This is a genomic window from Paraburkholderia phytofirmans PsJN (genome assembly GCF_000020125.1).
GTDB lineage: Bacteria > Pseudomonadota > Gammaproteobacteria > Burkholderiales > Burkholderiaceae > Paraburkholderia > Paraburkholderia phytofirmans.
This window is the reverse complement of record NC_010676.1, coordinates 1,371,613-1,397,324: the sequence shown is the minus strand read 5'-3', so window position 1 is coordinate 1,397,324 and position 25,712 is coordinate 1,371,613. Positions and strand designations below refer to the sequence as shown.

The following is a 25,712-nucleotide window of genomic DNA, read 5'->3' as shown; positions in this document are numbered from 1 at the left end:
TTCAAGCGCTGCGTCTGTCGGCCGTCGCAGCTCGGGCAAGAGCGGATGTCCCGTCCCGTACCATCGCTGCGGCCGGCCGTCTTAAACAATGGGAACCGGTATTAACCGCCCATCATGCCACCCATAGCACCCGATGCGAGGCTCATCACGTCTTTGAGCAACTGCATCAGATCCTTGAGCAGATCTCCGCCGGAACCAGCGCCTCCTGATTGCCCGCCCGCGCCACTTTGGTCCGCGTTATCCGGCGATACGACTTGAGCCTGATTCTGGCCGGGGGACGTGGCAGCGGACGCATTGGCAGAATGATTGAACGCGCCGATGGTCGAGGATTGCGCGGCAGTTGTTTGAGTGACATCGTATGACATGTTTGCTTCCTTAAGATAAAACCCTTCCGCAAAAGGGTAAGATTTTTGATTTATCACGTGAGTGATTTTGATTCTGCAAGATGTGAATAATTTTTACATTGAATCCTCCCGATGGTTACATAAAAGTACTCGCGACGACCGTCAGTCATGCGCTACTGGCCTCCACGTCCTTTAGACGAACCGGGCACCAGAGCAAAATCCATGGGATGAGATGGATTACTGTGATTCATCAATTGCATAACGCATATCACGCGTATGTAGCCGGTAAAATTCCACACGGACTCGCACGCAAGATCCATTTCCATCGCCCATCGCGAAATCAACTTTCCGACGCTCAACGATTCGCGTCGCGCCAGCTCCTCGATAATCGACCAGTAAATTTCTTCCAACCGTAAGCACGTTGCCAGACCGTTGACCCGAATAGACCTCTGTCTTGGCTTCAGGAGGTCGGCGCTGAAATTGCAATACGCTTTGTTTGCCATATGACTATCAGAATCTCTTCCGCTTTATTTATGAGATGGAACATCATTTTTTTACAAATGCGCATACCCATATATTGGGGACCGTTAGTCCTGCGATCTTCTCCACATGGAACATAACAATTCCAATGCTCGCCGACTTGGAGGTGCGCCGGTGGTACATCCGTATGACCTCTGAAAAACAGAAATGGATAAATTCCTATTCATTCGCACTCAATAGGCAAAGAGAGGTATTCAGATGTTCTTGACGCGGCGTGTCATAAGCGCGAAAGGGGAAGGACGATACGCAAGGCGATATCCCGCAGTAATAGGGATACGTTCCGCATTCGCTGTAGGAATCATCCTGTATGCGTCGATGGGCAGCACTGCGGAACCGGTGTGGGGCACACAGGCGTTGCATTACTTTGCGCGTAACACACCGCTACCAGATGTGTTGAAAGCGGTGGTCAGCGCCGCGGGACTTCAGGTCGAAATCGCACGCGGTGTGAAAGGCCCCGTCAACGGGGCGTTCGATGATCCGCCGTCGCGCGTGTTCGCGAAGCTGGTCGAAGCCTATGGACTTGCCTGGTACTTCGACGGCAATGTCATCCATGTATCGCCCGCCTCCGATATCCGAAGCCGGACAATCCCCTTTGCTCCGATGACACGCGAGGAGGTAGCCGGTTTGCTGTCCAGCCTCGGTCTCGCCGACAGCCGTTTGCCGGTTCGGTACTCGGATACGACAGCCGTCGTATCCGGTCCGTCGGGATTTGTCGATGCGGTTTCCAGTGCCGTTGCAGAGGCACAGCGGCAGACGACCATCACGCCTTCCGTCGACGAGACGGTGATCCGGGTTTTCCCCCTTCAATATGCGCAGGCGCAGGACATCACGTACACGTCCGGCAACCAGCGTCAGGTCGTGCCCGGCGTGGCCTCACTGCTGCGCAAGCTCATGGCCGACGTTCCAGTTAGCGTGCCTGACCGGGAGAATGCGACAAGGTCACGCAACCAGGCACGCGCCGAGCGCGGCGGGCCGCCTCCGCTGCCGAGCCTGCGAGGCTTGGGCCTGGCCGGGTTGCAACAGGAGCCCGAGCTCGATCCGCTTTTGCCGGTCGCTGAAGTCATGCGCCCCGCAGCGGCGCCAATCCAGCGCAACATCGTTGCCGACGCGCGCACGAATTCGGTGGTGATCTATGACGTGCCGTCGATGATGCCGAGCTATGCGCGCACTATCGCGATGCTGGACAAGCAGCAGGATCTCGTCGAGATCACGGCGGTCGTCATCGATATAACAAGCGATGCCGCAAGCGACCTGGGCATACATTGGGGTGGTGCAACGAGAGGCGGGGCGGGTGGCTATGCCGTAATGAACTCTTCGCCTACGGTGTTGGCTTCGTCGCTCATCCCGGCGCTCGCCGGTCTGAACCTGGCAACCATGATAGGGAGTTCCGCCAACTACCTGTTCGCGAAGATTCACCTTCTCGAACAAAGCGGAAAGGCGCGGATTCTGTCCCGACCGCAAGTGTTGACGTTGAATAACTCGGAAGCAATTCTGTCCTCGCGCAATTCTCTGTACGTTCGAGTCGCGGGCAATCAGGACGTCGACCTTTACAACGTCGACACCGGGCTGACGTTGAAGGTCACACCTACAGTGGAATCCGGGTCGGATAGCGCGAGGAACATTTTGTTGAGCGTGCAAATCGACGATGGCGCATTCGATTCGTCGCTCTCCGTCGATGGCATTCCGAAGGTCAACAACCATTCCATTGTGACGCAGGCGGTGGTCGCGGACGGAGAGAGCCTGCTCCTTGGCGGCTACGAATATGAGCGCAGCCAGACAGCATCTTCGCAGGTGCACGTGCTCGGACATCTCCCTTATGTGGGCGCTTTGTTCCGGGATACACAGACGCAGGTCGAACGTCTTGAGCGGCTCATTCTGATTACACCTCGTGTCAAACCGATGGTGAAGCTCGTTACGGAACCTGACGGCGCCAATGGCGTGTCGACTTCCTCGCTTGAGCACCCAGCGCCCTCATTCCCGAGCAGCGCCGGCATAGCGCGGGCGGCGGTACGGCAGCGCCCGGAAGACATGTCGGTGTGGAACGGTGTGACGCCTCCGCTTCCTCCTGGCCTGCCACCAGGTCCGTCAGCACCCACGGGGCAGATTCGATGAGCACGGGCGGAATTATTATCGTTACCGGCGGCATTCACGCCGGCGCGAGTGTGCTGCTGTCCGACAGCCATGACCTGACAATCGGTAGCGGGGAGGGCGCCAGTCTCCTGCTCGCGGATGACGGCATCGCGCCGCATCACGCGACCATTCGATTGACAGGAAACAGACTGAAACTGACAGCACTACATGACGGTGTATCTGTGTTCGGCTATCCATTGGCATCGGGCAAGACAACCGTGTTGATGTGCGGTGCGTCTTTCATGGTGGGTGATGCCCAATTGCAGTTTAGCGGACGCGATCTGCTGACACCCGATGTCATGCGCAACGCCGAGCTTGCGTGGTTGATGACGCATGCGCCCCTTGCCTATATCTCGAAGCGCTGGACGCATACATCCCGTGGCGCGAAGCTGTTGCTGCTAACGCTCATGGCATCGGCCGGCCTGGGATCGCTATGGCGAATCTACGGTCCGCATGAACTTGAACGCACATTACCGCGCCTTGACGGCCCGTTTCGCTTTGTGACCGTGCGTGAAGATGTCAAAACGCATGCGTACGTCTATGAGGGTTACGTGATGAGTTCGTCCGAGCTCGCCTCATTGGCAGCGAATGCCCGGCGGGATACGCGCTCGCCTGTGATACGCGTGATCGTCGTTGAGCAAATGAAAGAACAGCTCGTCGATTTTTTGCAGAAGTACTACCGCGATGCGCAAGTCAGACCAGACGAACCGGGCTCGTTCACGGTCAGCCCGCCTGCCGAAGAGGCCTACGCCGTACCGGAATCGTGGGATTACAAGCGCGTCACTCGTCTCGCGCGCGAATCGATCAATGGTTTGCGCACACTCAGGTTCGAAGGGCACGTGGCGGACCAAGGGCCCGTTCGCGTGCCGCTCCAGGCCATTGGGATGAACCTCGCGCATTCGGCACATGGAGCATGGCTTGTCGACCAGCAGGGTGTGCGCTATTTCACTGGCGCCCGCTTGCCGCTCGGTCGAATCGCAAGCATCTCGAATTGCACAGTGAAGATTGTGCGCAATGACGACGGAGCTACGTACGAGTTCTTTGCCGAGGGCGCGGAGAACGCCAGGACATGCAAGTGAGAGCTTGCGGGCGCGCGGCTTACTACACCGGGCAATGCGCTTAATGACAGGTTTGTTCGCCGAGTATTTGCGCGCGGCTCGGCGTACTGGTGGTTGAATAAAACTCAACGCGCGCGTTATTTGATAAGGATGACAAATTATGCAAGTTGGAAACGCTGATCATACACCTGCAGTTGGGGGCGCGAGCCCGGCCGCCAGTGCGGGTAATGGTCAAACCACCCAGGACCTTCAGGATCAGAAGGCTCAAAACGCTTTTCAGGAGCAAATCACGAAGGAAAGCAACATGGAATCAAAACGCAACCAGACCCGAATGGGCGTGATCGGCAATCTGAAGTAACCGTTTGAAAGAGGCGCCGTTCCTGCGGCGCCTCGAGACAACCTATCGTTCAAAAGAGACAAATAGATGCAACTGCAACCTGTGGTGATGAATATGTACCCTCCGGAGCCGCCTGTCGACGCGCAACACGTCCAGTCGTCCGCGGTCCGCCTGGAAGATAACGATGCCGAAAAATCTCTCACGTTCATGCTGATTCAGCGCGCAGAGGAGACCTGCAAGGCTCAGGACACGCGAATCGTAGGTGACCTGGCGTCATATGGAAGAAACCGGGCTTCGACCGCCGGAATGCTCGATCTCCTTCATCTCCAGTACGACCTCGATGACATGCAAGCCAGCGCCATGATGGCGAAGAACATCGCCGACAAGGTCGGGCAGGCAATCAATTCGCTCACGCAGAGGAACTGATGCGACTCGCACTGATCATGCTGCCGTTTCTATTTCTCATTGGCTGCAAATCGTCGTTATTCGAAGGCCTGGAAGAGGACCAGGCGAACCAGATTATCGCCGTCCTTAGCCAGCATGGGATCGAAGGTGTGAAGGACCGCAGCGCCGACAAGAAATGGAACGTCTCAGTCGATGTCGATGATGTGGTGAGCGCAACCGAAATCACGCGCGAATATGCGTTGCCTCGCGACAATCATGCAAATCTCGGTGATCTCTTCAGCCGACAGGGGTTGATATCGAATCCCGACGAAGACCGGGTGCGCTATGTCTACGGTTTGACGCAAGAGCTATCGGAAACGCTCGAGAAGATCGACGGAGTGCTGGTGGCACGCGTGCATATCGTGCAACCAGAGCGCGACCCGCTGATGCGGCAGGTCGCGCCACCCTCGGCATCGGTGATGCTGCGCTACCGCAGCGACTACAACCTCGAATATATGAGGGACAAGATCCGCAACCTCGTTGCGGGCAGCGTCGAGGGTTTGACGCCCGACCGCGTGTCTCTGACGTTTATTCCCGTCACACCCGTTGCCGAGCCCGCCGACGCCAAAGGCGACGCCAGGACGCACTTCGCGATGCCCGCTGTCGAAACGCGTCACGACACCACACTGATGCTCATCGTCGTAGCGGTAATGGCGATCTTGCTGATCGTATCGGCGTGGGTGTGGAAAAGCGGCATTCGCTCGTTTGCACGGGCATTCTATCGCCGAAGAAAGCCCACCACGGCGACTGAAGCGCATCCAGACGAAAAGCCGGGCAACTCCGGCCAAGGAGACGCACCATGACTTTGGTCCCAGTCCTCGCTTTATCGAAGTGGGCGCACCATAGCTGGCTGGCGGACGGTGAACGCTCGCTCAGCGAGCGCGCGCAAGCGGTTGCGAACGCCCGTCTGCTCGCTCTCATTCCTGACCTGCTCAGCGGGCGCGCAACACCGTCCTTGCCCCGGTTCGCCGGATTGCCACGTCCGGCCTGCGCAAAGGTCATGCGTGTGACAGCAGCGCTTGCATACGCGCCATCCCTGCGCAAGGTAGTGAGCGCATCGGAGCATGAGATATTCGCCGCCCACATAGCACCGCACGTGCTGCGCGCGGTCCAACGCGATCCCCGTGGTGGCCGCGACGATGCGAATGTGGGTGCAATACTCAATGTACTCGATCGCGCGGATATGACCGCGGCCGGCATGCAGATTACGCTGCATGCGCTCGGCGATCCGACGCAGCGTGTGCTGCTCGAACTACGCCTGCCGCGCGCGGTCGCGCAACGCGCGGCGCGCCTGGGTGTCTGCGACATGAACTCAGAGGCAGCCATGAATCTGCTCGATGCCGCATACGTATTGACGGGAGGTAACGCATGTTGATCTGCCGGAAGGGCGGGTGGTATGTGGAGTCGGACGGTTACGTGTCGTCAGTGGAGTTGCGCGGGCTCGACGGTTTGCGCGAAGTCGAAGCTTCTCGCGCGCGCGAAGCGGAACAGGAGACCGCCCGTCTTGTCGAGCGCGTGCGCGCGTTGAAGCGGCGGGCGTGGCGCCGCGGGTACGACGCGGGACGCCGGATGGGCCTGCGCGAGCTTGTCGTGCCCTCGGCTGCAACCTCGTTCGCATCACGCTGCCTGGAGGAACGTCTTGCCGCGCTCGTGCTCGATGCCGTGGTCGAGATACTCGGTGAGCTTCCTCCTGACGTGGTGTTGCGCAACCGGCTGCGACGCTGCCTCGGTGCTTTACGCGCGCAGCAGGTGCTGTCTGTGCGCGTCTCGACAGACGATTGCGCAGAGACGCAGCGCATCGCGCGTTCGCTCGAACAGGAGCTGAATGTCCCCTTGTTCATCGTACTCGCCGATGCCGGCCTGCCGGCGCATTCGCTTGTGGTCGAGACGGTGCAGGGCGTGATCGACGGAAGCTTGACACCGCAGTTGCGCGTGCTGGAACGCGGTGTCAGAGACGCGATCAACCTGGTGCTGAACGAGTACCGATACATCGACGGCGAATCAGAAAAAAAGTTTGCCGTGATCGAAGATGGCTTGCGTGACGTGATTGATCTGCTTGCCGGATCCTGGGGCACGCAGCACCGCGGAGGAGCCCGATGAGTCCATTGCGAAATGTGGAACGCGTATCGCTCGCGCACGCACAACGACACAACGTTGCGGCGCTGCATTTTGGCACGCCCTATCAGGTCAGCGTCGGAAAGCGGGCGTTTTCGCTGCAGTTCGAAGTCTGCCGCGCAAGCTATCCGTTGCGGCTTAACGGACATGCGGCGGGAGAGCCTGTCACGCTCGATTGCGATGCGCAGGCGTTGTTCCCGGAGTTGACGCGGACGTCCCTCGCACAGGCGGAGGACAGGGCATGCACATTGATTTCACAGGTGCTCGACGAGTGGCTAAGCGCACTCGAAGGCGTGTTCGGGTTCACGGTCGAAATAACAGGCGTGTCGTTCGATGCAGTACCGCAACACGGCGCATACGGCCTCGTCCTCACGCACCTGCGAAGTCATCGCGCTGCGCACTTTGCGCTGGATAGCACGGTAATAGATGGATGGCTGGCGCGCCAGCCCGTTCACCTCGGCGATGCGACCGCCCTTGCAAGACGGCTGGTGGTCCCCGTCTCCGTGTGCATGGCGGGACCCGAACTTACGTTGCAGCGCCTGCGCAGAATCAGGCGCGGCGATGCACTGCTTCTTAACCGTTTTGACCAGTACTTGCGTTTGCCGATGCGCCTCGGCGCACGCCGCATTCTGCTTCAACCTTCAGGAGAATATATGGTGATAGCCCAACCGATGATCGACGATGCCAACCAGTCCGCGGAAATGACGAGCGAGCTGATTCCGGCCAGCGCACTCACGTTTTCATTCGATGCCGTGATCGGCACGCTTTCGCTGACGCTCGACGAGCTCATGCGCCTGCGAACCGGCTCGACGGTGTCATTGCAACAGCCAGTGGGCAGACATGCAATCAGGCTGCTCTGCCAGGGCATTCCGTTTGCGCGCGGCGAATTGATCGATATCGATGACGCATTGGGCGTACGCATTGTCGATCTGGCACACATGTCGGATACGCAAACGACATCATGAAAGATCAAGTCGTCAACTTTCAGATAATCGTCTTTTTCTTCGTGCTGGGTCTGCTGCCGCTGATCGTGACGATGACCACGTCGTTCACCAAGTTCAGCATTGTGCTCACACTGTTGCGTTCTGCCGTGGGCGTGCAACAGGCGCCCGGCAACATGGCGATCTCGGCGCTGGCGCTCGCGGCGACGCTGGTTGTAATGGCGCCGACAATGGAGAAGATCGGTGGCGATCTGTCGCTCGGTGAGCGTGTCGAGCGCGGTCAGTTCCCCGACGTGACGGAGGTATACCAGGCGGTGCGCGGCCCACTCGGCGAATTCATGATGGAGCATTCGCGCCCCTCCGAGCGCGCGTTCCTCGTGACGGCGGCAAAACGCATCGACCCGGCACGCGACGCACAGGAAACCGACTTCTCGCTGCTGATTCCCGCATTCATGATCAGCGAAATTTCCAGCGGGTTCGAGGCCGGGTTTCTCCTTTATATGGCGTTTCTCATCATCGACCTCGTGATCGCTAACGTGTTGACGGCGATGGGCATGGTGATGTTGTCGCCCACCACGGTATCAACCCCGTTGAAACTCTTCGTGCTTGTGTCCGTATCAGGCATTTCGAAGCTAATGCACGGCTTGATTGTCAGCTACGCAAAATGAGTTCATATCCCTCTCTTGGTTCGTTGTCGAGCGATGCCTTGCTGCTGGTTTTCTGGTTGTCGCTGCCGGCACTGGCCGTTGCCACGGCAATCGGCGTCGTTGTTGGACTCCTGCAATCGGTGACGCAAATTCAGGATCAGGCTTTACCGTACGGCGCGAAGATCATCGGTGTCGGACTCGTGATGATCGTCGCCATCCCGTGGGGCAACAGCGAGGTCTCGCGCTTTCTCGATCACGCGTTTTCGTACATCGCGGCGGGACGGGTGCAGTGATGACCGATTACATAGGATACGTCGAGGGCTTTGCCTTTTGCACCATCCGCCCAGTGGTTGCGCTATCGCTCGTTCCATTTGGCGGCAGCGAGTCGCTTGGCGTCACTCTGCGGTTGCCATTGATGCTGATGTTCGCGACACTGCCGCAGCAAATCGGGTGGCCGGCCGACCCGATCGTCGCCGCCTCGGTCGAAGTGCTAGTCGGGTTGCTACTCGGTCTGTTGCTGAGCGTCGCCTTTCATGCGGCAGGCGCCGCCGGCGCACTGATCGATCAGCAAGGCGGCTATTCGATCGGCTCCAGCTACGACCCGAACTTTCGCGACGAATCGGCGCTTTTCGAACGTCTGTTCATCTGGCTCGCGACATTGACGTTTTTTACTGGAAAGGGCCTGCAGGCCGTCTATGGCTTCTTTGCGGATGCATGGGTGCTGTGGCCGCCTGGCGCGCCGCGCCCCGATCACATGCGTGTGATGCGTGAACTGGCGGAGCAGCGACTGCCGCTTTCCATGGTGGAGGGCGCGCGAATTGCGATGCCGCTCATCGGCATGATGCTGCTCGTCGATATTTCGATGGGGTTGATGTCTCGTTACGCGAAGCGGCTTAACCCGTTCACGACCGCACGCACGGTCAAGGCGATCGTGCTTTCCTTGGTGATTGTCGCCTGCGTGCCGGTTCTCATCGAACGTCTCAATGCTCTCTTTCTGCAAGGCGCAATACTCCAATGAGCGACAAGACAGAAGCCCCCACACCCAACCGGCTGCGGCGTGCCCGCAAGGACGGCGACATTGCGAAGAGCACGCACGTGAGCGTCGCCGTCAGCGGGCTCTTCTGGTTGCTGTTTCTGCTGATGGACGCACCACACGTCTATCAGGTCTGCGTGCACGTGGTGGAAGTTGCCACGCAGATCGATCAGGGCCAACCGTTCGCCGTGCGTTACCTGCAGATCACCAGGGCGTTCGGCGCGGCGATGCCGATACTGCTGGCGACGCTCGGCGTCGGTGCACTTGCGGTAGTCGTGCCGGAGGTCGCACAAGCGGGCGGCGTATTCGCGGTCAAGCGTGCGTTGCCGGACTTCAAGCGTTTGAATCCGGTGACAGGATTGAAGAACCTGTTCGGTCTGAAAACGCTGATCGATACCGGCATCGTGCTAATGCAGTTCTGCATTCTGGTGTTCGTTCTTTGGCATGCGTTCGCGACATGGTGCGCACAACTGTTGCCGGCGTTCGCGCTCGCGTTCGGCGGACAGTTGAGTGTCACTGCCCAGTCGCTCGCGCAACTGCAAGGCCTGATGGCGGCGTCGCAACTGGCTCCTGCGGCCATCGATTTCTGGCTGCAACGGCTCCAGTGGCGCCGGCGGCTGCGCATGGACAAGAACGAAATCAAGCGCGAACACCGGGACGAGGATGGCGATCCACATGTCAAGGGTCGTCGCCGTGCCTTGCACAGGGAGCTGAGCCGATAACATGATGAAAAATATGAAGCTGGGCAATATCGATTTGCCGGGCCTGATCGCGCGTCATGCGGATCTTGCGGTCGGGGCCGGCATGCTTAGCGTGCTGGTCTTGCTGATTTTGCCGGTTCCGTCATTCGTACTCGATCTGTTTATTTGCGTAAGTTTCACCGCGAGCTTCGTCATGCTTGCAGCGACGATCTACGCCGCGAAACCGGTGGAGCTATCCAGTTTTCCGTCTCTCCTGCTCGTGACGACCTTGCTGCGGCTCGCCCTTGCGATTGCATCGACCAAGATGATTCTGCTGTACGCGCACGCGGGACAGATCATTGGCGCGTTTGGTGAAATCGTGGTGGGCGGTAACGTGGCGGTCGGCATGGTGGTCTTCATCGTGTTGTCGGCGATCCAGTTCATCGTTGTCGCAAAAGGGGCCGACCGGGTCGCGGAAGTGTCGGCGCGGTTTACGCTCGACGGCATTCCCGGCCGTCAGATGAGCATTGATGCTGATTTGCGCGGTGGTTTGATCGGCGCGTCCGAGGCGGGCCGGCTGCGCGGCGAGCTGGAGCGCGAAACCTATTTCTATGGCTCGCTCGACGGAGCGATGAAGTTCGTCAAGGGCGATGCGATAGCGGGACTTGTCGTCGCGCTCGTAAATATTGCCGGTGGTCTTGCCGTTGGCATTGCACAACGGGGCATGTCGTTAGCCGAGGCGCTGCACACCTACACGATCCTGACGGTCGGCGATGGACTGGTCTCGCAGATTCCTTCACTGATCGTTTCCATCTCGGCGGGCCTGCTGGTCACGCGTGTATCGTCAGGCGGCGTTGGCGGCAATCTTGGCGGAGACATCTTTAAACAGCTCTCGGCGCATCCCCCCGCAATGGTGATGGCGGGCACCGCGTGTCTCGCGCTCGCCTGTATTCCGGGGTTTCCTCATATCCAGTTCGTTCTCGCGGCGGTCGTACTCATCGGGCTGGCCGTCGCGCTGATGCGGCAGCGCGCAGCGGCGGACCGCGCGGCGCGACCGAAGATGCCGGCCATGACACGCGACGGCGGCAACTACGTGCAGCGCATTCTCGACGACGTGGAGCTCGGCACGAGTTCGCCGCTACGTGTACGGCTTGGCAGTGCAGCCTGCAACGCGCTGAACGCTGCCGAACTCAACGACCAGCTTGCGCAATTGCGCCGTGACCTGATCGTGAGGTTGGGCGTGCCATTTCCGGGGCTTGTGCTCCTGCGCGATCCGCGTCTTGACGTGGATCGCTACATTGTCGATATCGACGACGTGCCGTTCTCCGGCGGCACGCTGCTGGCGGGACATGTGCTGGTGAGCGGCGACACTGAACGGGTGACCATGGAAGGCCCGCCCGGCTATCATCCGCGCGCGGAGAAATCGGTGTGGGTGCGGGCCGACTCGGCCGCTGGAATCGACGACACGCAACTCATGAAATCGAGCGCCAATGGTCTGCTCTGCGATCACCTGATGGACGTCTGCGAAAAGTGCGCGCCGTCCTTCGTCGGTACGCAGGAAACGCGGTTCCTGCTCAATCTTGTCGGCGCCGAGTTTCGGGAACTCGTGACCGTGGCCCAAAAGGTGGTAACGACAGCGCAGATCGCTGCCGTGCTGCGCAGTCTGCTTGAACAGCGCGTATCGATCCGCAATATGCGAGCCATTCTCGAAGCAATCGTCCAGGTTCCCGACAGCGAGCGCTCGCACGACCGCATGGTGCGCGATGCACGCATCGCGCTTGCGCCCCAACTGGTGCGTTCATATGCGGATTTGAGCAGCTGGGAAGTCCATGCAGCGGTGCTTGAACCTTCCTGGGAAGCCGAACTCGAAGCGCAAATAGATCTCGGACCTGACGGCGAGCCGCGCTGTGTGCTCGACGCGGATCGCCTGGAAAGTTTGCAGCGAGGCTTTGCGGCACGAAACGATGTGGTGCGCCTCGTGGTGACGACGGCTGTATTGCGTCCTCATCTGGAGCGCGTTCTCCGCACACTGGGTATGCGGACCGACGTACTCGCGATGGAAGAAATCCCGCTCGACGAGTATCGCGTCCGCGTGATAGCGACGCTTGCGCCAGCCTGATCCGTGGCAAACATGAACGATGAGATAAAGACGTTGATGTCAGAGCATTCCCTGCTTTCAAGCCGTCCCGTGCCGAGCGCGCGGATCGTCGAAGCGCGGGGTGTCGTCGTGCGCGTGGTGGGTGCCTCGTTGCGCATCGGCGAAATGGTGCGGCTCATGCGGCCCGATCGCGCAGAACCACAGATCGGGGAAGTGGTGGGCTTTTCGCAGGAGGGGGCGCTGGTCGTGCCGCTCGACGGACTGGCGGGATTGTCGGACATTACACAGGTGGAGGGCTGCGGGCTCAGCTGGGGACGTCTCGATGCGCTCGATATGCTCGGACGGGTCGTCGATGGGCTGGGCCGGCCGCTCGATGGCCGCGTGGCCCCGAAAGCCGTCAGTGCTCAACACTCAATGAATATCTTGTCGCATATCAATCCGCTCGACCGCCCAGTCATCTCGACGCCATTCCCAACGGGTGTACGGGTAATCGATGGTCTCTTGTCCTGCGGAGTCGGTCAGCGAGTCGGCATCTTTGCGGCGGCGGGCGGAGGCAAGAGTACGCTGATGGGCATGATCGCCAATGGGGCGAGCGTGGATGCAATTGTTGTTGCACTGATTGGCGAACGGGGTCGTGAAGTGGGCGAGTTCATTCATGATCACCTTGGCGCGCGGCGCGCATCGTCGATTGTGATCGCATCGACGTCCGAGCGGCCTGCGGCGGAGCGCATCAAGGCGGCCGAACTGGCTTGCCGAGTCGCGAGCGATTTGCGCGCCGAGGGAAAGCACGTGTTGCTGCTGTTCGATTCCCTCACGCGCTACGCCCGGGCGTTGCGCGAGGTTGGTCTCGCGGTTGGCGAGCCGCCCGTGCGGCGAGGCTACCCGCCACGCGTGTTCGCCGAACTGCCGCGCCTGATCGAGACCGCGGGGCTTACACGTCAGGGCGCGGTCACCGCGTTCTTTACGGTGCTGGCCGAAGACGAGGAGATGTCCGATCCTGTCGCGGAGGAAGCTCGCTCGTTGCTCGACGGTCATATTCAGCTGTCGGGGCGCCTCGGTGGGGCGGGACATTACCCGGCTATCGACGTGTTGAAAAGCAAGAGCCGCGTCATGACACGCGTGACGAGCCGCGCGCATCGAGATGATGCCGGCCGCGTGCGCGGCTGGATGAGCCGATATCAGGAAGTGGAACTGTTGCTGCAGATTGGCGAATATCGTCGCGGCAACGATTCTGCGAGCGATCTTGCGATCGACCGGCATGAAATGATCGAGCGCTTTTTGCGGCAGCGTCACGACGAGTATTCGGACTGGGAGGCAACGATTGGATCGTTAAGCGCGCTTTGTCATGGGTCGCACGAATGAGCGCTGCGCGGCCGTTACGTTTATGGACCTTGCTCGTGAAGGTGCGGGGCTTGAGAGTCGAGCGAAAGCGCCGTGATTTGAATGAGGCTCGCCTTGAAGCTCAGCGTGCTGCCGCCGACACAGTCCGGCAGAGAAAAGCGATTCGGCAACACGAGGTGAGACGCACCGAAATTCTCGCTGCATGTCTGAGCGCAAATGTAGCCGGACCTCTGTGGCGCGCCGCGTTGCAACGGCATGACGCGCAAAGGTTTAGTCTCGAAGACGCGGTTCGGCGCGCGTTGCGCGCCGAACGCCTCGTGCAGTCGCAGGTCGCCGACGCTTCACGCGCATTCCAGCGAGAAACATTTGCAGAGGAAGACGCTCGCATGCGATTGCGTCGTCTTGAGGCCGCGCAACACTGGAGTGATGATCCGGAAGAGTGATGGTCGGGCGGAGATCGCGCGATCTGTCGGCCGGCTGCGCGCGCGGCGCATGCAACGTCAATTGAAAGAGAGCCGCCGTATGGTGCGGCGGCCCTCGCTACGCTTAGTGCTTCTTGAAGTCTGCCGCGGTCGGCGCGTGACCGGTCTGCGGATCGATCCAGCCCTTGCCATTCTGGTTGGCGACAAGCGAGTAGCCGTCCGGAGTCATTGCGTCGAGCTGTCGGCCGTTGCCTGCGTGCTGCACGGTGAGCGGATTACTGTCCTTCTCGCTCAGACCGTTGACCAGATAAGCGTCGTTGCCTTTTGTAATCGTGAGCTTGTCGGCGTAGCTGACATTGCCTTTCCCCTGAGTGCCGACGGTTATCTTCGTGCCATCGGACAGGTTCAGCGATAACGGGCCATTGAACATGTTCGACGTGCCGTTGCTGTCGATGTGCGGGTCACCCCAGACCTTGGTCGTTTCTCCCGACTTTTTATCCGTCAAAAGCATCGACGAGTCTTTCTTGTTGAGATCGAGCTTGTAGTTGCCAAGGTCGATCGTCGATTTGTTGTCGTTGACCTGCGTATTGCTCCAGTTGTCCTGCTGACCAGCGCAGCGGTCCGACCGATCGTTCCCGCGATGGGATGCTTTTCCGAAACTTTCCTGAACCTGTGTGCTGTTGAAACTGAACGATTGCTCGAAACCGCGGTTCGATACAGCCTGTTGAAAGCTGGACATCGATGTCGACGATGACATCCCGTTGCGCGTTTGCGAGGACTGCTGCGAAAAGCTCGATGAATTGAACTGGTAACTCTGCAGGCTGCTGGAAACGGGCCCGGACAGCGCCGGGCTCATCGGTTGAACCATGGCTTGTTGCTGGATGGTTCTGTTCGTCATGAAGGACGACTGCATATCGCTGAACGATGCGTGGGTACGGTTATCGAATGTTGCTTGCATGAATGGTTCCTCAAACGGTTGGTTCGTTGATCGGGAAGGGTTTATTCCCCCATCGTGGCCGAACACGTTCACAACTGAACGACCACGCAAGCAGTCTAAAGTCCGATCGTGCCTCATATGTACTGCCCAGGTAACACGTTGAAAATGAAGTTTGGTGTGTGGCAGGCGGAGCGGATGGATGCCGAATAGCGGACACCATCGAAACGGGCGTGGCAGGAGGTCACGATTTCAAACTTGGGTTGAGGCGTCGTATTCGCAAGGACCAGTTCGACTTCCGTTCTGTCGGTTCCAATATAGCGCTGCACCCGACGTGACGAGCGTGCACTGATAAAGGGCCGACGCGAACACACGTACTTGCTCTACGCGCCCATAGCTATCTATTACATGGAGACCCGCTGACCATGCTGCAATCGTAGGGCAGCAATCGTGATTGCCATCGCTCGCTGCGTTCATCTCTGTCAAACAGGAGTGCGGGAATATGAAGATCTCAAACGGTGATTCGTCGCATCATGTTAATCAGGATTCTTATGCGTCAGGTGAGGACGCCAGCGTGTCCCAAGAAGACACTGAAAGCTCGGTCGATAAATCCGGCGCCTCGTCCGCGCCTTCGCAGGATACGTCGCAAGCGGATAGAGCAAAGAAACTTCCGATCGCCCCCCAGCCACTCGATCAAAGGAGCGCCGCCGCTGCTTCAACGCCCAGTCGCTCAAGCGGTACGGACTCGGCGCGCACTGCGGGGTCCGGTCGTTCGAGCGGGACGACCTCTACCGCGGCGACGTTGTCGAGGGGCGCGACTGGAACCACCCCGTCGACTGGCGGCGCGGATATCACGCATTCGGACACGCTGCCTGGCGCCACCGCCGCAGAGTTCACGGACCTCCTTAAAGAATACGACACGGGTGACCACGCCGCTCACAAGAATTCGGACCGGAACATGGAGGTTGCAAAATACATGGAATTTGGTGTTGGACTGGAAATGACGGGTTATCCCCCTGACGTGGTCCGGTTCGAAAAAAGCCAGCTTGATGTCCGAGGCCTGTTGGTTGATTTGCCTTTGAGCCAGCGCGAATTCTACGGCAGCGCGTTAGCCACATTGAGCGCGGCCTACAAGCTCGAAACTGACCCAAAAAAGCGACTTGCGATCCTGGAGAAAGCTCTTGAACTGGACGGCGTCATCCGTAATGCATCCGCTCGTGCCGCGAACGATCCTGTGGACCGGGTGCTTAGCATTTTTCAACCTCCGATGGGCGAAGGCTATCTGAGCCTAAGCGGCCGGGAAGACGTCGACCGACTCGCACGGCTGCAAGAAGACTTCCTGGATGCACGCGACCCCGCCGAACGGAAAGCGATTTTTAAGCTGGCCGTCGAGATCAAGGCGCGCTTGCAGCAGCTAATCGGTATAGCAGTGAACGTGGACCAATACGGGCAACTCGAACAGTGGGAGGAAGCCAATAAGGAAGTCGACCGTATTCTGAAGGAAGCAGAAGCGCAGACCGATCCAGCAAAGCGCTACGAACTGATTGGTCGTCAGCTATTTCAAATCACTCCCGGGCAGGACCGTTTGAAAGATAAGGTCCTGCTGGCCTTTACGCAACGTATGTACACTTCGGCGGAACTGCGGAACAAGCTGAATGCCTGGCACATTCAGGTAACCAGCCCACTGAATGCTCACGGGGTGGGAGGCCCCAAGAGGTACACGGATATTCTTGGGAAGCTGCCTCCCGTGAGCGACGACTATGTACGGGATCTTAGCGACCTGTACACCGATGTCCTGAGCGACACCAGTCACAGGAACCATTCCATCACCCCCAAGGTACGGGCAGCAAGGTTAGCCACGCAAATACTGGAAGGCGTAATGCGAGTCATGCTCGAGATGACGCCCATAGGTTTTCTGGCTGATCAAATACCTTCGACCCTTCCCGACAACGTGCGCATGGGGCTCGAATTCGGCGGGATGATGCTCGACTTAATTACCGGCGCGGGTGTTGGCAAACAGGTGGGCCGCGGGGCTAAAGCGCTTGCAGCGGCAGCGAGAAAAACCGAGCTTGACAATCTGGCCGGGAAAGTGGTGCGCGCTGGAGGCAAAGGCCTCGTTGATGATGCCAGTGAGCGCATTGCCAGGGAGACGCTGGCAGATGAGCGGTTGAGTCCCGAAGCAAAGGCTACCGCGCAAGTGCTCGAGAGGAAGGCTCTCGTGGAGACGGGGCCTGCCGTCGATCCCGTCAGCGAACTCGCGCATGAAGCGGTTGGCATCAACTCCTATGGATCGCTTGCTACCTATGCCGACCCGCATGTCGTTCCCGGCAGTTTACGCCGGGGGGCTCAACCGGGAATTCTCGAGGATTCCAAGGGCGACCGGTATATCGAACTCGGAGGAAAGGCCTATCGCGTCCGCTTCGACAGGGATAACGACACCTGGCGCGTGTTCGATCCGGCAGCGTCGTGGAGACCACAATATCCCGTGCGGTTGAACGAAAAAACCAACACCTGGGAAGTGCATGGAGACGTCGGTCTGATGGGAGGAAAGCCGAAAATCAGCGATGGGGTAGTACAGGAAATCGTAAGGCTACTCAAGGAAGGTGACATGTCACAGCAGCAAATCGCAACCAGAATGGGGGTGTCGATGGCTTTCGTTAGAAACACCGCCAGCGACTACAGTATCAGGCAGTCTGCTCCTGGCTCGGTGCGCAACCAGCCCATCCCACCCGCGACCAGAGAAGCGGCCATCAGGCTGTTGAGAGAAGGGGACTTGTCACGCAGCGACATAGCAGCAAGATTGGGGATATCGCGTGCGTTCGTCTCCACGCTTGCGAAAAGCAACAATATTGCCGTCCTTGCGAACACGATTTCTCCAGAGATTCGATTGCAAGTAGAAAAACTCCTCGCCGAAGGGAGCCTGTCGACCACTGAAATAGGAAGAAAAGTCGGGATATCGGCGAATTCGGTACTGAACATCAGAAGCGGGATGAAGTCGCTCCCGGCCCACAGATGGCACCGAAAAATCACAGCCGCCGTCCGTGCGGACATTATCCGGCAACTCACGGAAGGGGCGAGCCAGAGAGAGGTTGCCCGGGCCAACGGCGTATCCAGGAATTCCGTTTGGCGAATCGCGCGGCAAGAACGATTGCCTGTGAAAGTTCTGCGGGCGCCCGCGACTCCTGAGCAGATCGACCAGGTATTCGCCCTGCGAGGTCAGGGAAAAACTATTCGAGTGGTCGCCTCCACTGTTGGTTTATCGGAGACCACGGTCAAAGATATTTGTGCCAATGTCAACGCTGATACCTACAAGAGGTCGTGGTGGGACACGACGCCAGAAAAGCGAACAGCAGTGCTTCGGCAACTGGATCAGGGTAAAGCTGCGAAAGAGATTGCCAAGGAACAGGGCCTTCCAGTCGAAACGGTCCGTGGAATCGCAAACCAGCAGCGAATGGCGAGAGATTCGCTGGCCAGCGAGCTGTTGCGGGAGGGACAGTCCTTCATTGAGGTTGGTGACAAGCTAGGCATCCCTCCAGAGTATGTCCTTCGCTTGCGCCACAAGGTTCCCCCGGGCACACACGATATCCACGACATCCAACTGAACTCCGCGGATGGGGCTGTGGCGGAGGATATGTTTAAGAAAGGCTATACCAGAGAAGACGTCGCCGAGAAATTAGGCATCTCTCTTTGGAAAGCCCATAGTCTCGCCAATGAATATCGCAGCAAAACCATGGACTCTGTCATGCCAAAGCAACTGGCGGATCTCGTGGCTGCGCTCGACGATCAGGACCGCACCTTCACGACGGGTGAACTGGCGAGAGCCACTGGTTTGCCGGAGACGACGGTGATGGTCGTCGAACGCGAATACGAGATGGGCTCCATTGTCTCGCACGCCGCGTCGCCGCAACCGGGGCCGTCCCATGGTACAGCGAGCGTTGGCGTTTCGTATGAATGGATACGGCCACTCACCGCGGAGCAGGAAGGGCAGGCGATCCGCGCGCTAGATGACGGGCAGCGGCTAAAGCAGGTCGCGGACGGCCTACACGTGGACGTGGCGGCGGTTGAGAGGTTGTATGAACAAGACCTTCCTCTGGTGGCACCTGCGGACGACCCGATCGACCCGCTTCCCGCTGCTGCGCCTGCTCCAACAACACCTTCCACGACAACGCCTCCACCAGCAACCGTAGTGCTAAGTGAAGCCGACAAGATCGAGATCCGAAAGCTTGCGAGGGACGACCAGCTAAGTCCCGAGTTCATCGCTAATTTGTTTGAGATACCACTGGACGAAGTCAAAAAGGTCCTGGCGTGACGCGGAGGCGCGCTGCTCGAATAGAAAGTGGCAGCGCACCTGCAAATGCCAAACGATACTCGCGCCATCTGGCCGGCACCGCGTTTCAGCAGTTCGCCGCGGTGCCCCCGCCAAGTTTCGCTGAAACTCCGCTTAAATAGCTCCCGCCGCTCCCTCGCCTTCCGCACCCCAAGTCCCACCCAACGCCTTCAGCAACAACACACTCGACTCCAATTGCCGCGCGGCGATCTGATCCGCGATACGCTGGTTCGTCAGCGCAATCGTCTGCGCGGTCACCACGTCGAGATAGCTGACCGCGCCTGCGTTGAAGCGATTCGTCGTGAGCCGCAACGACAGGTCCGCGGCCGTGGTGGCGCGCTGCTGGCTGGCGGCTTCGTCGGCGAGGGAGTGCAGGGCGGACAGGTTGTCCTCGACCTGCTGGAACGCCACCAGCACCGACTGTCGATAATCCGCGACGGCGCCGTCGTATTGCGCGGTGGCGCCGTGCAGGGTCGCTTTGCGCTTGCCGCCGTCGAACAGCGTGCCGGCCAGTTGCGGACCGAGCGACCAGAACAGACTCGGCGCGCTCAGCCATGGCGCGAAAAACGTGCTTTCGAGACCCGCGCTCGCGGACAACACGAGATCCGGAAAAAACGCTGCATGCGCCACGCCGATCTGCGCATTCGCGGAAGCCACGCGCCGTTCGGCGGCGGCGATATCGGGGCGCCGCTCCAGCAGTTGCGACGGCACACCAATCGGAATTGCCGGCGGCGTCACGGCCGTACCGTTCGGCGGAAGCGTAAAGGTCGATGCCGGTTCGCCGATCAGCGTCGCGATTGCGTGCTGCAGCTGCGCGCGCGTCACGTCGATGTCGGTGTCCTGGGTGCGCGTCGCTTCGAGTTGCGTCGTAGCCTGAGCGACGGCGGAGGCATCGATCGCACCGTTGCTCAGCTGCTGCTGCAACAGCTTCAACGCGGCGGCGTAGGCGTTCACGCTGTCGTCGAGCAGCTTCTTCTGCGTGTCGAGCGAGCGCAGCGAGAAGTAGTCGGCGGCGAGGTCCGCGCTCATCGACAGGCGCACGCCTTCGAGGTCGGCCTCGCTCGCCTGAGCGTCGGCCTGAGCGCCGGTCACGCTGTCGCGCACGCGCCCGAACAGATCCGGCTCCCAACTCGCCGACACGCCCGCCGAATAGTCCGGCACCGTCTTGCCCGCGAGCGATTTCCCTTCCACGTTCTGCGAGGTCCGGTAGCGGTCCTGCGCGACACCGGCGGTGATGGTCGGGAAGAAGCCGGCGCGCTGATAGTCCACCATCGAGCGTGCCTGCTGAACCTGCGCGACGGCCTTGCGCACGGTCTGGTTCGACACGTCGATGCGCGCCTCCAGTTCGTTCAGCACGGGATCGTTGAAGATCGTCCACCAGGGACCGCGCGGCGTCGAGTCGGCCGGCGCGGCTTGCGCCCAGCCTGGTGTGTCGCTCGCTTGCACGGCGCCCGTATGCACGGCGCCCGCGTACTGCGCCGGAATGTCGGCGCTTGGGCGTTGATACGCAGGCAGGGTCGAGCACGCGCTGAGCAGCGCGCCGATCAGCGTGGCCGCCAGCGCGCGGCGCGGCAAAGACCGGGGAAGAGGCAGGTTGATCATCGGCAAATCCTTTATCTGACGAAGCACTCAGCCGTGCATGGCCGGCATGATCTGAACCATCTGGCCGGTGGAGATCGAATCGCCGGGGTTGTCGATCACGCGGTCCGAGGCAGCGAGTCCGGTCGTGATTTCCACGTGCGTGCCGAAATCGCGGCCGATCTGTACGGTCTTGAGCAGCGCCCGGCCGTTGCTGTCGACCACGGCGACCGTCACGCCGTCCGGCCTGAACAGCAGCGCGCTGACCGGCAGATCGAGCGCCGGCGTGACCGATTGCAGTTGCAGATGCACCTGCGTGTAAGCGCCGGGCAACAGCGCGCCGTCCTTGTTGTCGACGTCGACCTCGACGCGCAAGGTGCGGCTCGACGGATCGATCGAACCGGTGCTGCGCGCCACCTTTGCCGCGATGCGGCGGCCCGGATACTGCTGGGCGGTCAGATACACGCCCGTGGCCGGCGTGACGTACGGCGCGTCGTTCTGCGGCACATCGACGAACACGCGCAGCACGCCGTTCTGCTGGATATGAAACAGCTCGCCCGACATGCCCGCGGCGCCAGGCGTGCCGCCGGCCGTCACCAACGCGCCGACGTCGACGTTGCGCGCGGTGATCACGCCGTCGAACGGCGCGGTGATCTTTTCGTACGAGACGAGTTCGGCGAGATGCGCGACATTGGCCTGCGCCGACGCCAGCATGGCGCGGCGCGCTTCCATGTCGCTGACCTTGGTGTCGGCGTCCTGCTGCGCGACGGATTGGGTCTTGAGCATGTCCTGCCAGCGCTGCGCGGTGGTCTTCGCGTAGTCGAAATTGGCTTGCGCGGTGGCTTCGTCGGCGCGGGCCTGGCGCAGCTGCGCGTCCAGATCCGGGGCTTCGATCGTCGCGAGCACCTGGCCGCTTTTCACCTGCGCGCCGATGTCGGTGTTCCAGTGTGCAAGGTAGCCGGTGGTGCGCGTATAGATGGAGGCTTCGGCGAACGGCGTGACGGAACCGGGCAGCAGCAGTTCGTTGACCGCCGGCGCAGCGTGCGGCGCGACCACCGACACGCTGAGCATGCTTTGCGCTTGTGTCTGCTCTGTCAGCGCGGCGCTCGCATGCAGGCGCGGCACGATGCCGACGATCAGCAGGACCGCTGCAAGTCCGCTCAGCGCGAACGGCCAGAGGCGGCGGCGCGGTTCGGCGTTCGTCTCGCGGTTCGACACGGCGTCTTCGGCCGGTTTGTCATGCGTGGATTCAGCGGACGCGGTGGCATGCTCGGGCGCGCCGCGTTCTGAATCTTGAGCGGGCGAAGCTGCCGACGCGGGGTCAGCGGCATGAGCGGCGCCTGGCGCGCGAGTTTCAGCAGCGTTGGCTGCCTGTTCGGCCTGCCCACCCAACTCCGGCGGAAGTGATGAATCGTTCATAAAAAGGTCTCGTCGAAATCAAAGAGTGCGGGCGGTGACTGAGGATTCGTGCTTTTCGCTGCGTGCCGCGCGGCGTTTGTCGAGCCACGCATGCACCATCCCGTAGACGACCGGAACGAACAGCAAGGTCGACACCGTGCCGAGCGCGAGGCCGCCGATCACGGCGCGGCCAAGCGGCGCGTTCTGTTCGCCGCCGTCGCCGAGGCCGAGCGCCATCGGCAGCATGCCGATCAGCATGGCGAGGGCGGTCATCAGCACCGGACGGAAGCGGCTGAAGCCGGCTTCGAGCGCGGCCTGCAACGGCGGCTTGCCGCCGTGGTGAAGTTCACGCGCGGTGTTGACGACCAGGATGCTGTTGGCCGTGGCGATGCCGATGCACAGAATGGTGCCGGTGAGTGCTGGCACGCTCAGACGAGTGCCCGTGCTGAACAGCATCCACGCAATGCCGGCGAGCGAACCCGGCAAGCCGCTGATCGTGATGAACGGGTCGAGCCACGACTGGAAGTTGACCACCATCAGCAGATAGACGAGGCCGATGGCGAACACGAGACCGCTCGCGAGGCCGCTGAACGAATCGTGCATGGCCTGCACCTGGCCGCGTACGACGATGGACGCGCCCGGCGGCAATTGCGGCCGGATCTGCTCGACCAGCCGGTTGACGTCCGCCGCCACGCCGCCGAGGTCCCGCCCTTGCGCCGATGCGAAGATATCGAGGACCGGCTGCACGTTGTAGTGCGAGACGACAGCTTGCTGCGTGCCGCGCGTCAGCGTGCTCAATGCGCCGAGCAGATTTTGCGGCGCGGGTCCGGTGCCGTTCGCCGGGAACGAGGCCATGCCCGCGGCCGCTGCCACCGTCGCCGCATCGCCGTTCGCCGCCACCGGAATATTGGCCAGCGCCTGCAGCGAGTTGACGTCGTACTGCGGCATCATCGCCACCAGCGGATAGCTCACGCCGTTGCGCGGATCGAGCCAGAAATTCGGCGTGGTCTGCGAACTGCCGGAGAGCGCGATCAGCAGATTCTGCGATACGTCGCGTTGCAACAGACCTGCCTGAATCGCCCGGGTGCGGTCGACGTTGACGTTGATCGCGGGCGAGTCGCCGGGCTGTTGAATGCGCGCATCGACGAGGCCGCGCACGCCGCGCAGTTGCGCGAGCAAGCGGTTCGCCACCGCGCGGTTGGCGTCGAGCTTGTTGCCGACGATCTGGATATCGATCGGCGCGGGCAGCCCGAAGTTGAGAATCTGGCTGACGATATCGGCCGGCAGGAAGGCGAACGTGACGCCGGGGAAGTCCTTGGTCAGTGTGTTGCGCAGCGTCGCCACGTATTGCGCGGTCGGCTTGTGTTTCGGCGCCAGCGTGATCATCACGTCGGCATCTTCGGGGCCGATCGGGTCCGACGAGTCGTAGGTCAGATTGATGCCGCTCACTGGCACGCCGATGTTGTCCAGCACCGCCGCGAGTTCCTGCTTCGGAATCACGTCGCGCACGCGGGCTTCGACCTGGTCGGTAATGCTCGCGGTGTCTTCGATGCGCGTGCCGGTCGGCGCGCGCAGATGCAGGCGGATCTCGCCGGTATCCACAGCCGGGAAGAAATCGCGGCCGGTGAACGGCACGAGCGCGAGCGAGCCGAGGCAAAGCACGAGGAAGATCGCGATGAAGCGCTTCGGGCTCGCTATCGCCGCGCCGAGCACACCGCGATAGCGTTCGCGCAGCCGTTCGAAGCGCTGCTCGAAGCCGGCCTGAAAACGGATCAGGCGCGCAATCGGACCGCTGCCGGTGGCGACCGCATTGCTGCGCGCGCGCATCAGATACATCGCAAGCGTCGGTACCAGCGTGCGCGAGAAGAAGTACGACGCGATCATCGCGAATACCACCGCTTCGGCGAGCGGCACGAACAGATAGCGCGCGACGCCGGAGAGCAGGAACATCGGCACGAACACGATACAGATCGACAGTGTCGAGACGAAGGTCGGCACGGCGATTTCGCCGGAGCCGTTCAGGATGGCGTCCTGCAAGGCTTCGCCGTTCTCCAGGTGATGCGTGATGTTTTCGATGGCGACGGTGGCATCGTCGACGAGAATTCCCACCGCGAGCGCAAGCCCGCCGAGCGTCATGATGTTGATGGTCTGGCCGAGCGCGGACAGTGCGATTAGCGAGGTCAGTACGGCGAGCGGAATCGACACCGCGATGATCAGCGTGGCGCGCCAGCTGCCGAGAAACAGCAGGATCATCACGGCGGTGAGGGCGGCGGCGATCAGCGCCTCGCGCGCCACGCCCACCACGGCCGATTTCACGAACACGGATTGGTCGGACAGAGCGGTGATATGCAGCGCGCTCGGCAGGCCGGCCGCGATATGCGGCAGCATCGCCTTGACCTGCTGGATGATGGTCAGCGTCGAGGTGCTGCCGGATTTTTCGATGGTCAGGAGCGCGGCGCGTTTGCCGTCGCTGCGCACGATGTTGGTCTGCGGCGCGTAGCCGTCGCGTACGTGAGCGACGTCGCGCACGTACACCACGCCGCCGGCCACGGTCTTGATCGGCAGATCGTTGAGCGCGGCCACCGTGTCGGTGCTGCCGTTCATCTGCACGTTGTATTCCTTCGTGCCGATCTTCGCCGTGCCGCCCGGCAGAATCAGGTTCTGCGCGTTGACGGCGTTGACCACGTCGAGCGGGGCGAGTCCCTTGGCCTGCAATGCGCGCGGGTCGATATCCACCATGATCTGCCGGACCTTGCCGCCGAACGGCAGCGGCACCGACGCGCCTTGCACTGTCGCCAGTTGCGTGCGGATCTGGCTGTTGCCGAGGTCGTAGAGTTGCTGTTCGGAGAGCGTGTCGCTCGAGAGTCCGAGTTGCAGGATCGGCACCGTGGAAGCGTTATACGTAATGATGTTCGGCGGCAATGTGCCGGGCGGCAGCACACGCAGGATCGACGCCGAATTGGACGCCGCCTCGGCAATCGCGCGATTGATGTCCGCACCCGGATGAAAAAATATCTTCACTACCGAGACGCCGTTCAGCGATTGCGACTCGATGTGCTCGATATCGTCCACATCCGAAGTCAGCGCACGCTCGTAGTTCGACGTGATCCGACTGGCCATGTCTTGAGCCGAGAAGCCGTTATAGCTCCAGACGATGCTGACCACCGGGATATCGATGTTCGGGAAGATATCGGTCGGCGTGCGCAGTATCGCGAGCGGGCCGACGATAAAGATCAGCACGGCGAGTACCACGAAGGTATAAGGGCGGCGCAGCGCCAGCCTGACGATCCACATGACGGGTTCCTGAAAAAAGGCCGATGGAGGCACGCGCCGCTGCAGTGCTGC

21 protein-coding genes are annotated in these 25,712 nt (G+C 60.7%); 15 read left to right on the top strand and 6 right to left on the bottom strand.

Translation table 11 applies throughout. The annotated features are described in order from the left end of the window. Positions 1 to 101: 101 nt before the first annotated feature. Both BPHYT_RS25945 and BPHYT_RS25940 read right to left on the bottom strand, forming a co-directional pair. Positions 102 to 365, bottom strand: coding sequence for a hypothetical protein (locus BPHYT_RS25945; protein WP_012427089.1), 264 nt, complete (start codon positions 363 to 365; stop codon positions 102 to 104). A gap of 152 nt (positions 366 to 517) precedes the next feature. Beyond that, complete coding sequence (locus BPHYT_RS25940; protein WP_012427088.1) at positions 518 to 847, bottom strand: ribbon-helix-helix domain-containing protein; 330 nt, start codon at positions 845 to 847, stop codon at positions 518 to 520. Positions 848 to 1,199: 352 nt separating this feature from the next. Between BPHYT_RS25940 and sctC the strand changes: the two genes are divergently transcribed. The 14 genes from sctC (at position 1,200) to BPHYT_RS25870 (ending at position 13,729) form a co-directional block, all read left to right on the top strand. Beyond that, positions 1,200 to 2,996 carry a type III secretion system outer membrane ring subunit SctC gene (gene sctC, locus BPHYT_RS25935; RefSeq protein ID WP_238535750.1) on the top strand — a complete coding sequence of 599 codons (1,797 nt, stop codon included), beginning with the start codon at positions 1,200 to 1,202 and terminating at the stop codon, positions 2,994 to 2,996. Further along, positions 2,993 to 4,093 (top strand): FHA domain-containing protein, encoded by a 1,101-nt coding sequence (locus BPHYT_RS25930; protein WP_012427086.1) that lies wholly within the window; start codon positions 2,993 to 2,995, stop codon positions 4,091 to 4,093. The genes sctC and BPHYT_RS25930 overlap by 4 nt, the downstream gene beginning before the upstream one ends. A 139-nt stretch (positions 4,094 to 4,232) precedes the next feature. After that, complete coding sequence (locus BPHYT_RS25925; protein ID WP_012427085.1) at positions 4,233 to 4,430, top strand: hypothetical protein; 198 nt, start codon at positions 4,233 to 4,235, stop codon at positions 4,428 to 4,430. A gap of 66 nt (positions 4,431 to 4,496) precedes the next feature. Next, positions 4,497 to 4,835 (top strand): hypothetical protein, encoded by a 339-nt coding sequence (locus tag BPHYT_RS25920; RefSeq protein ID WP_012427084.1) that lies wholly within the window; start codon positions 4,497 to 4,499, stop codon positions 4,833 to 4,835. Then, positions 4,835 to 5,656: a type III secretion system inner membrane ring lipoprotein SctJ gene (sctJ, locus tag BPHYT_RS25915; protein ID WP_012427083.1), complete on the top strand. Its 822-nt coding sequence runs from the start codon at positions 4,835 to 4,837 to the stop codon at positions 5,654 to 5,656. The genes BPHYT_RS25920 and sctJ overlap by 1 nt, the downstream gene beginning before the upstream one ends. Next, positions 5,653 to 6,228, top strand: a complete 576-nt coding sequence (locus BPHYT_RS38355; RefSeq protein WP_012427082.1) for a hypothetical protein — start codon at positions 5,653 to 5,655, stop codon at positions 6,226 to 6,228. Before sctJ ends, BPHYT_RS38355 begins: the two co-directional genes overlap by 4 nt. Next, the gene (locus tag BPHYT_RS25905; protein WP_012427081.1) at positions 6,222 to 6,953 is read left to right on the top strand and encodes a flagellar biosynthesis/type III secretory pathway protein-like protein; all 732 of its coding nucleotides are present in this window, start codon (positions 6,222 to 6,224) and stop codon (positions 6,951 to 6,953) included. The genes BPHYT_RS38355 and BPHYT_RS25905 overlap by 7 nt, the downstream gene beginning before the upstream one ends. Next, the gene (locus BPHYT_RS25900) at positions 6,950 to 7,933 is read left to right on the top strand and encodes a FliM/FliN family flagellar motor switch protein (RefSeq protein ID WP_012427080.1); all 984 of its coding nucleotides are present in this window, start codon (positions 6,950 to 6,952) and stop codon (positions 7,931 to 7,933) included. The genes BPHYT_RS25905 and BPHYT_RS25900 overlap by 4 nt, the downstream gene beginning before the upstream one ends. Next, positions 7,930 to 8,577, top strand: coding sequence for an EscR/YscR/HrcR family type III secretion system export apparatus protein (locus BPHYT_RS25895; RefSeq protein ID WP_012427079.1), 648 nt, complete (start codon positions 7,930 to 7,932; stop codon positions 8,575 to 8,577). The genes BPHYT_RS25900 and BPHYT_RS25895 overlap by 4 nt, the downstream gene beginning before the upstream one ends. Next, positions 8,574 to 8,849, top strand: a complete 276-nt coding sequence (gene sctS, locus BPHYT_RS25890) for a type III secretion system export apparatus subunit SctS (protein ID WP_012427078.1) — start codon at positions 8,574 to 8,576, stop codon at positions 8,847 to 8,849. Before BPHYT_RS25895 ends, sctS begins: the two co-directional genes overlap by 4 nt. Then, positions 8,849 to 9,574: an EscT/YscT/HrcT family type III secretion system export apparatus protein gene (locus BPHYT_RS25885; protein WP_012427077.1), complete on the top strand. Its 726-nt coding sequence runs from the start codon at positions 8,849 to 8,851 to the stop codon at positions 9,572 to 9,574. The genes sctS and BPHYT_RS25885 overlap by 1 nt, the downstream gene beginning before the upstream one ends. Continuing rightward, positions 9,571 to 10,311: an EscU/YscU/HrcU family type III secretion system export apparatus switch protein gene (locus BPHYT_RS25880; RefSeq protein WP_012427076.1), complete on the top strand. Its 741-nt coding sequence runs from the start codon at positions 9,571 to 9,573 to the stop codon at positions 10,309 to 10,311. The genes BPHYT_RS25885 and BPHYT_RS25880 overlap by 4 nt, the downstream gene beginning before the upstream one ends. A 1-nt stretch (position 10,312) precedes the next feature. Further along, entirely contained in the window at positions 10,313 to 12,388 is a 2,076-nt protein-coding gene (locus BPHYT_RS25875) for a flagellar biosynthesis protein FlhA (protein ID WP_012427075.1), read from the top strand. Positions 12,389 to 12,400: 12 nt separating this feature from the next. After that, positions 12,401 to 13,729 carry a FliI/YscN family ATPase gene (locus BPHYT_RS25870; RefSeq protein WP_012427074.1) on the top strand — a complete coding sequence of 443 codons (1,329 nt, stop codon included), beginning with the start codon at positions 12,401 to 12,403 and terminating at the stop codon, positions 13,727 to 13,729. A 525-nt stretch (positions 13,730 to 14,254) separates the two neighbouring features. On the opposite strand, the gene BPHYT_RS25860 is transcribed toward BPHYT_RS25870, so the two are convergent. Further along, entirely contained in the window at positions 14,255 to 15,088 is an 834-nt protein-coding gene (locus BPHYT_RS25860; RefSeq protein WP_012427073.1) for a DUF1521 domain-containing protein, read from the bottom strand. A 478-nt stretch (positions 15,089 to 15,566) separates the two neighbouring features. Here BPHYT_RS25860 and BPHYT_RS25855 point away from each other — a divergent pair, with 478 nt between their 5' ends. Further along, entirely contained in the window at positions 15,567 to 19,373 is a 3,807-nt protein-coding gene (locus tag BPHYT_RS25855; protein WP_012427072.1) for a helix-turn-helix domain-containing protein, read from the top strand. A gap of 132 nt (positions 19,374 to 19,505) precedes the next feature. Here BPHYT_RS25855 and BPHYT_RS25850 read toward each other — a convergent pair whose 3' ends face one another. The 3 genes from BPHYT_RS25850 to BPHYT_RS25840 are packed head-to-tail and all read right to left on the bottom strand — an operon-like array spanning position 19,506 to position 25,661. After that, entirely contained in the window at positions 19,506 to 20,993 is a 1,488-nt protein-coding gene (locus BPHYT_RS25850) for an efflux transporter outer membrane subunit (protein WP_012427071.1), read from the bottom strand. Between the two features lie 27 nt (positions 20,994 to 21,020). Next, on the bottom strand, positions 21,021 to 22,388 hold the full coding sequence (locus BPHYT_RS25845; RefSeq protein ID WP_012427070.1) for an efflux RND transporter periplasmic adaptor subunit: 1,368 nt from the start codon (positions 22,386 to 22,388) through the stop codon (positions 21,021 to 21,023). Positions 22,389 to 22,406: 18 nt separating this feature from the next. Continuing rightward, positions 22,407 to 25,661 carry an efflux RND transporter permease subunit gene (locus tag BPHYT_RS25840; protein WP_012427069.1) on the bottom strand — a complete coding sequence of 1,085 codons (3,255 nt, stop codon included), beginning with the start codon at positions 25,659 to 25,661 and terminating at the stop codon, positions 22,407 to 22,409. Between the last annotated feature and the right edge of the window lie 51 nt (positions 25,662 to 25,712).

Excerpts from the sequence above, each read along its gene's own strand:
- BPHYT_RS25945 (WP_012427089.1), bottom strand. The coding sequence starts at position 365 with ATGTCATACGATGTCACTCAAACAACTGCCGCGCAATCCTCGACCATC.
- BPHYT_RS25940 (WP_012427088.1), bottom strand. The coding sequence starts at position 847 with ATGGCAAACAAAGCGTATTGCAATTTCAGCGCCGACCTCCTGAAGCCA.
- sctC (WP_238535750.1), top strand. The coding sequence starts at position 1,200 with ATGGGCAGCACTGCGGAACCGGTGTGGGGCACACAGGCGTTGCATTAC.
- BPHYT_RS25930 (WP_012427086.1), top strand. The coding sequence starts at position 2,993 with ATGAGCACGGGCGGAATTATTATCGTTACCGGCGGCATTCACGCCGGC.
- BPHYT_RS25925 (WP_012427085.1), top strand. The coding sequence starts at position 4,233 with ATGCAAGTTGGAAACGCTGATCATACACCTGCAGTTGGGGGCGCGAGC.
- BPHYT_RS25920 (WP_012427084.1), top strand. The coding sequence starts at position 4,497 with ATGCAACTGCAACCTGTGGTGATGAATATGTACCCTCCGGAGCCGCCT.
- sctJ (WP_012427083.1), top strand. The coding sequence starts at position 4,835 with ATGCGACTCGCACTGATCATGCTGCCGTTTCTATTTCTCATTGGCTGC.
- BPHYT_RS38355 (WP_012427082.1), top strand. The coding sequence starts at position 5,653 with ATGACTTTGGTCCCAGTCCTCGCTTTATCGAAGTGGGCGCACCATAGC.
- BPHYT_RS25905 (WP_012427081.1), top strand. The coding sequence starts at position 6,222 with ATGTTGATCTGCCGGAAGGGCGGGTGGTATGTGGAGTCGGACGGTTAC.
- BPHYT_RS25900 (WP_012427080.1), top strand. The coding sequence starts at position 6,950 with ATGAGTCCATTGCGAAATGTGGAACGCGTATCGCTCGCGCACGCACAA.
- BPHYT_RS25895 (WP_012427079.1), top strand. The coding sequence starts at position 7,930 with ATGAAAGATCAAGTCGTCAACTTTCAGATAATCGTCTTTTTCTTCGTG.
- sctS (WP_012427078.1), top strand. The coding sequence starts at position 8,574 with ATGAGTTCATATCCCTCTCTTGGTTCGTTGTCGAGCGATGCCTTGCTG.
- BPHYT_RS25885 (WP_012427077.1), top strand. The coding sequence starts at position 8,849 with ATGACCGATTACATAGGATACGTCGAGGGCTTTGCCTTTTGCACCATC.
- BPHYT_RS25880 (WP_012427076.1), top strand. The coding sequence starts at position 9,571 with ATGAGCGACAAGACAGAAGCCCCCACACCCAACCGGCTGCGGCGTGCC.
- BPHYT_RS25875 (WP_012427075.1), top strand. The coding sequence starts at position 10,313 with ATGATGAAAAATATGAAGCTGGGCAATATCGATTTGCCGGGCCTGATC.
- BPHYT_RS25870 (WP_012427074.1), top strand. The coding sequence starts at position 12,401 with ATGAACGATGAGATAAAGACGTTGATGTCAGAGCATTCCCTGCTTTCA.
- BPHYT_RS25860 (WP_012427073.1), bottom strand. The coding sequence starts at position 15,088 with ATGCAAGCAACATTCGATAACCGTACCCACGCATCGTTCAGCGATATG.
- BPHYT_RS25855 (WP_012427072.1), top strand. The coding sequence starts at position 15,567 with ATGAAGATCTCAAACGGTGATTCGTCGCATCATGTTAATCAGGATTCT.
- BPHYT_RS25850 (WP_012427071.1), bottom strand. The coding sequence starts at position 20,993 with ATGATCAACCTGCCTCTTCCCCGGTCTTTGCCGCGCCGCGCGCTGGCG.
- BPHYT_RS25845 (WP_012427070.1), bottom strand. The coding sequence starts at position 22,388 with ATGAACGATTCATCACTTCCGCCGGAGTTGGGTGGGCAGGCCGAACAG.
- BPHYT_RS25840 (WP_012427069.1), bottom strand. The coding sequence starts at position 25,661 with ATGTGGATCGTCAGGCTGGCGCTGCGCCGCCCTTATACCTTCGTGGTA.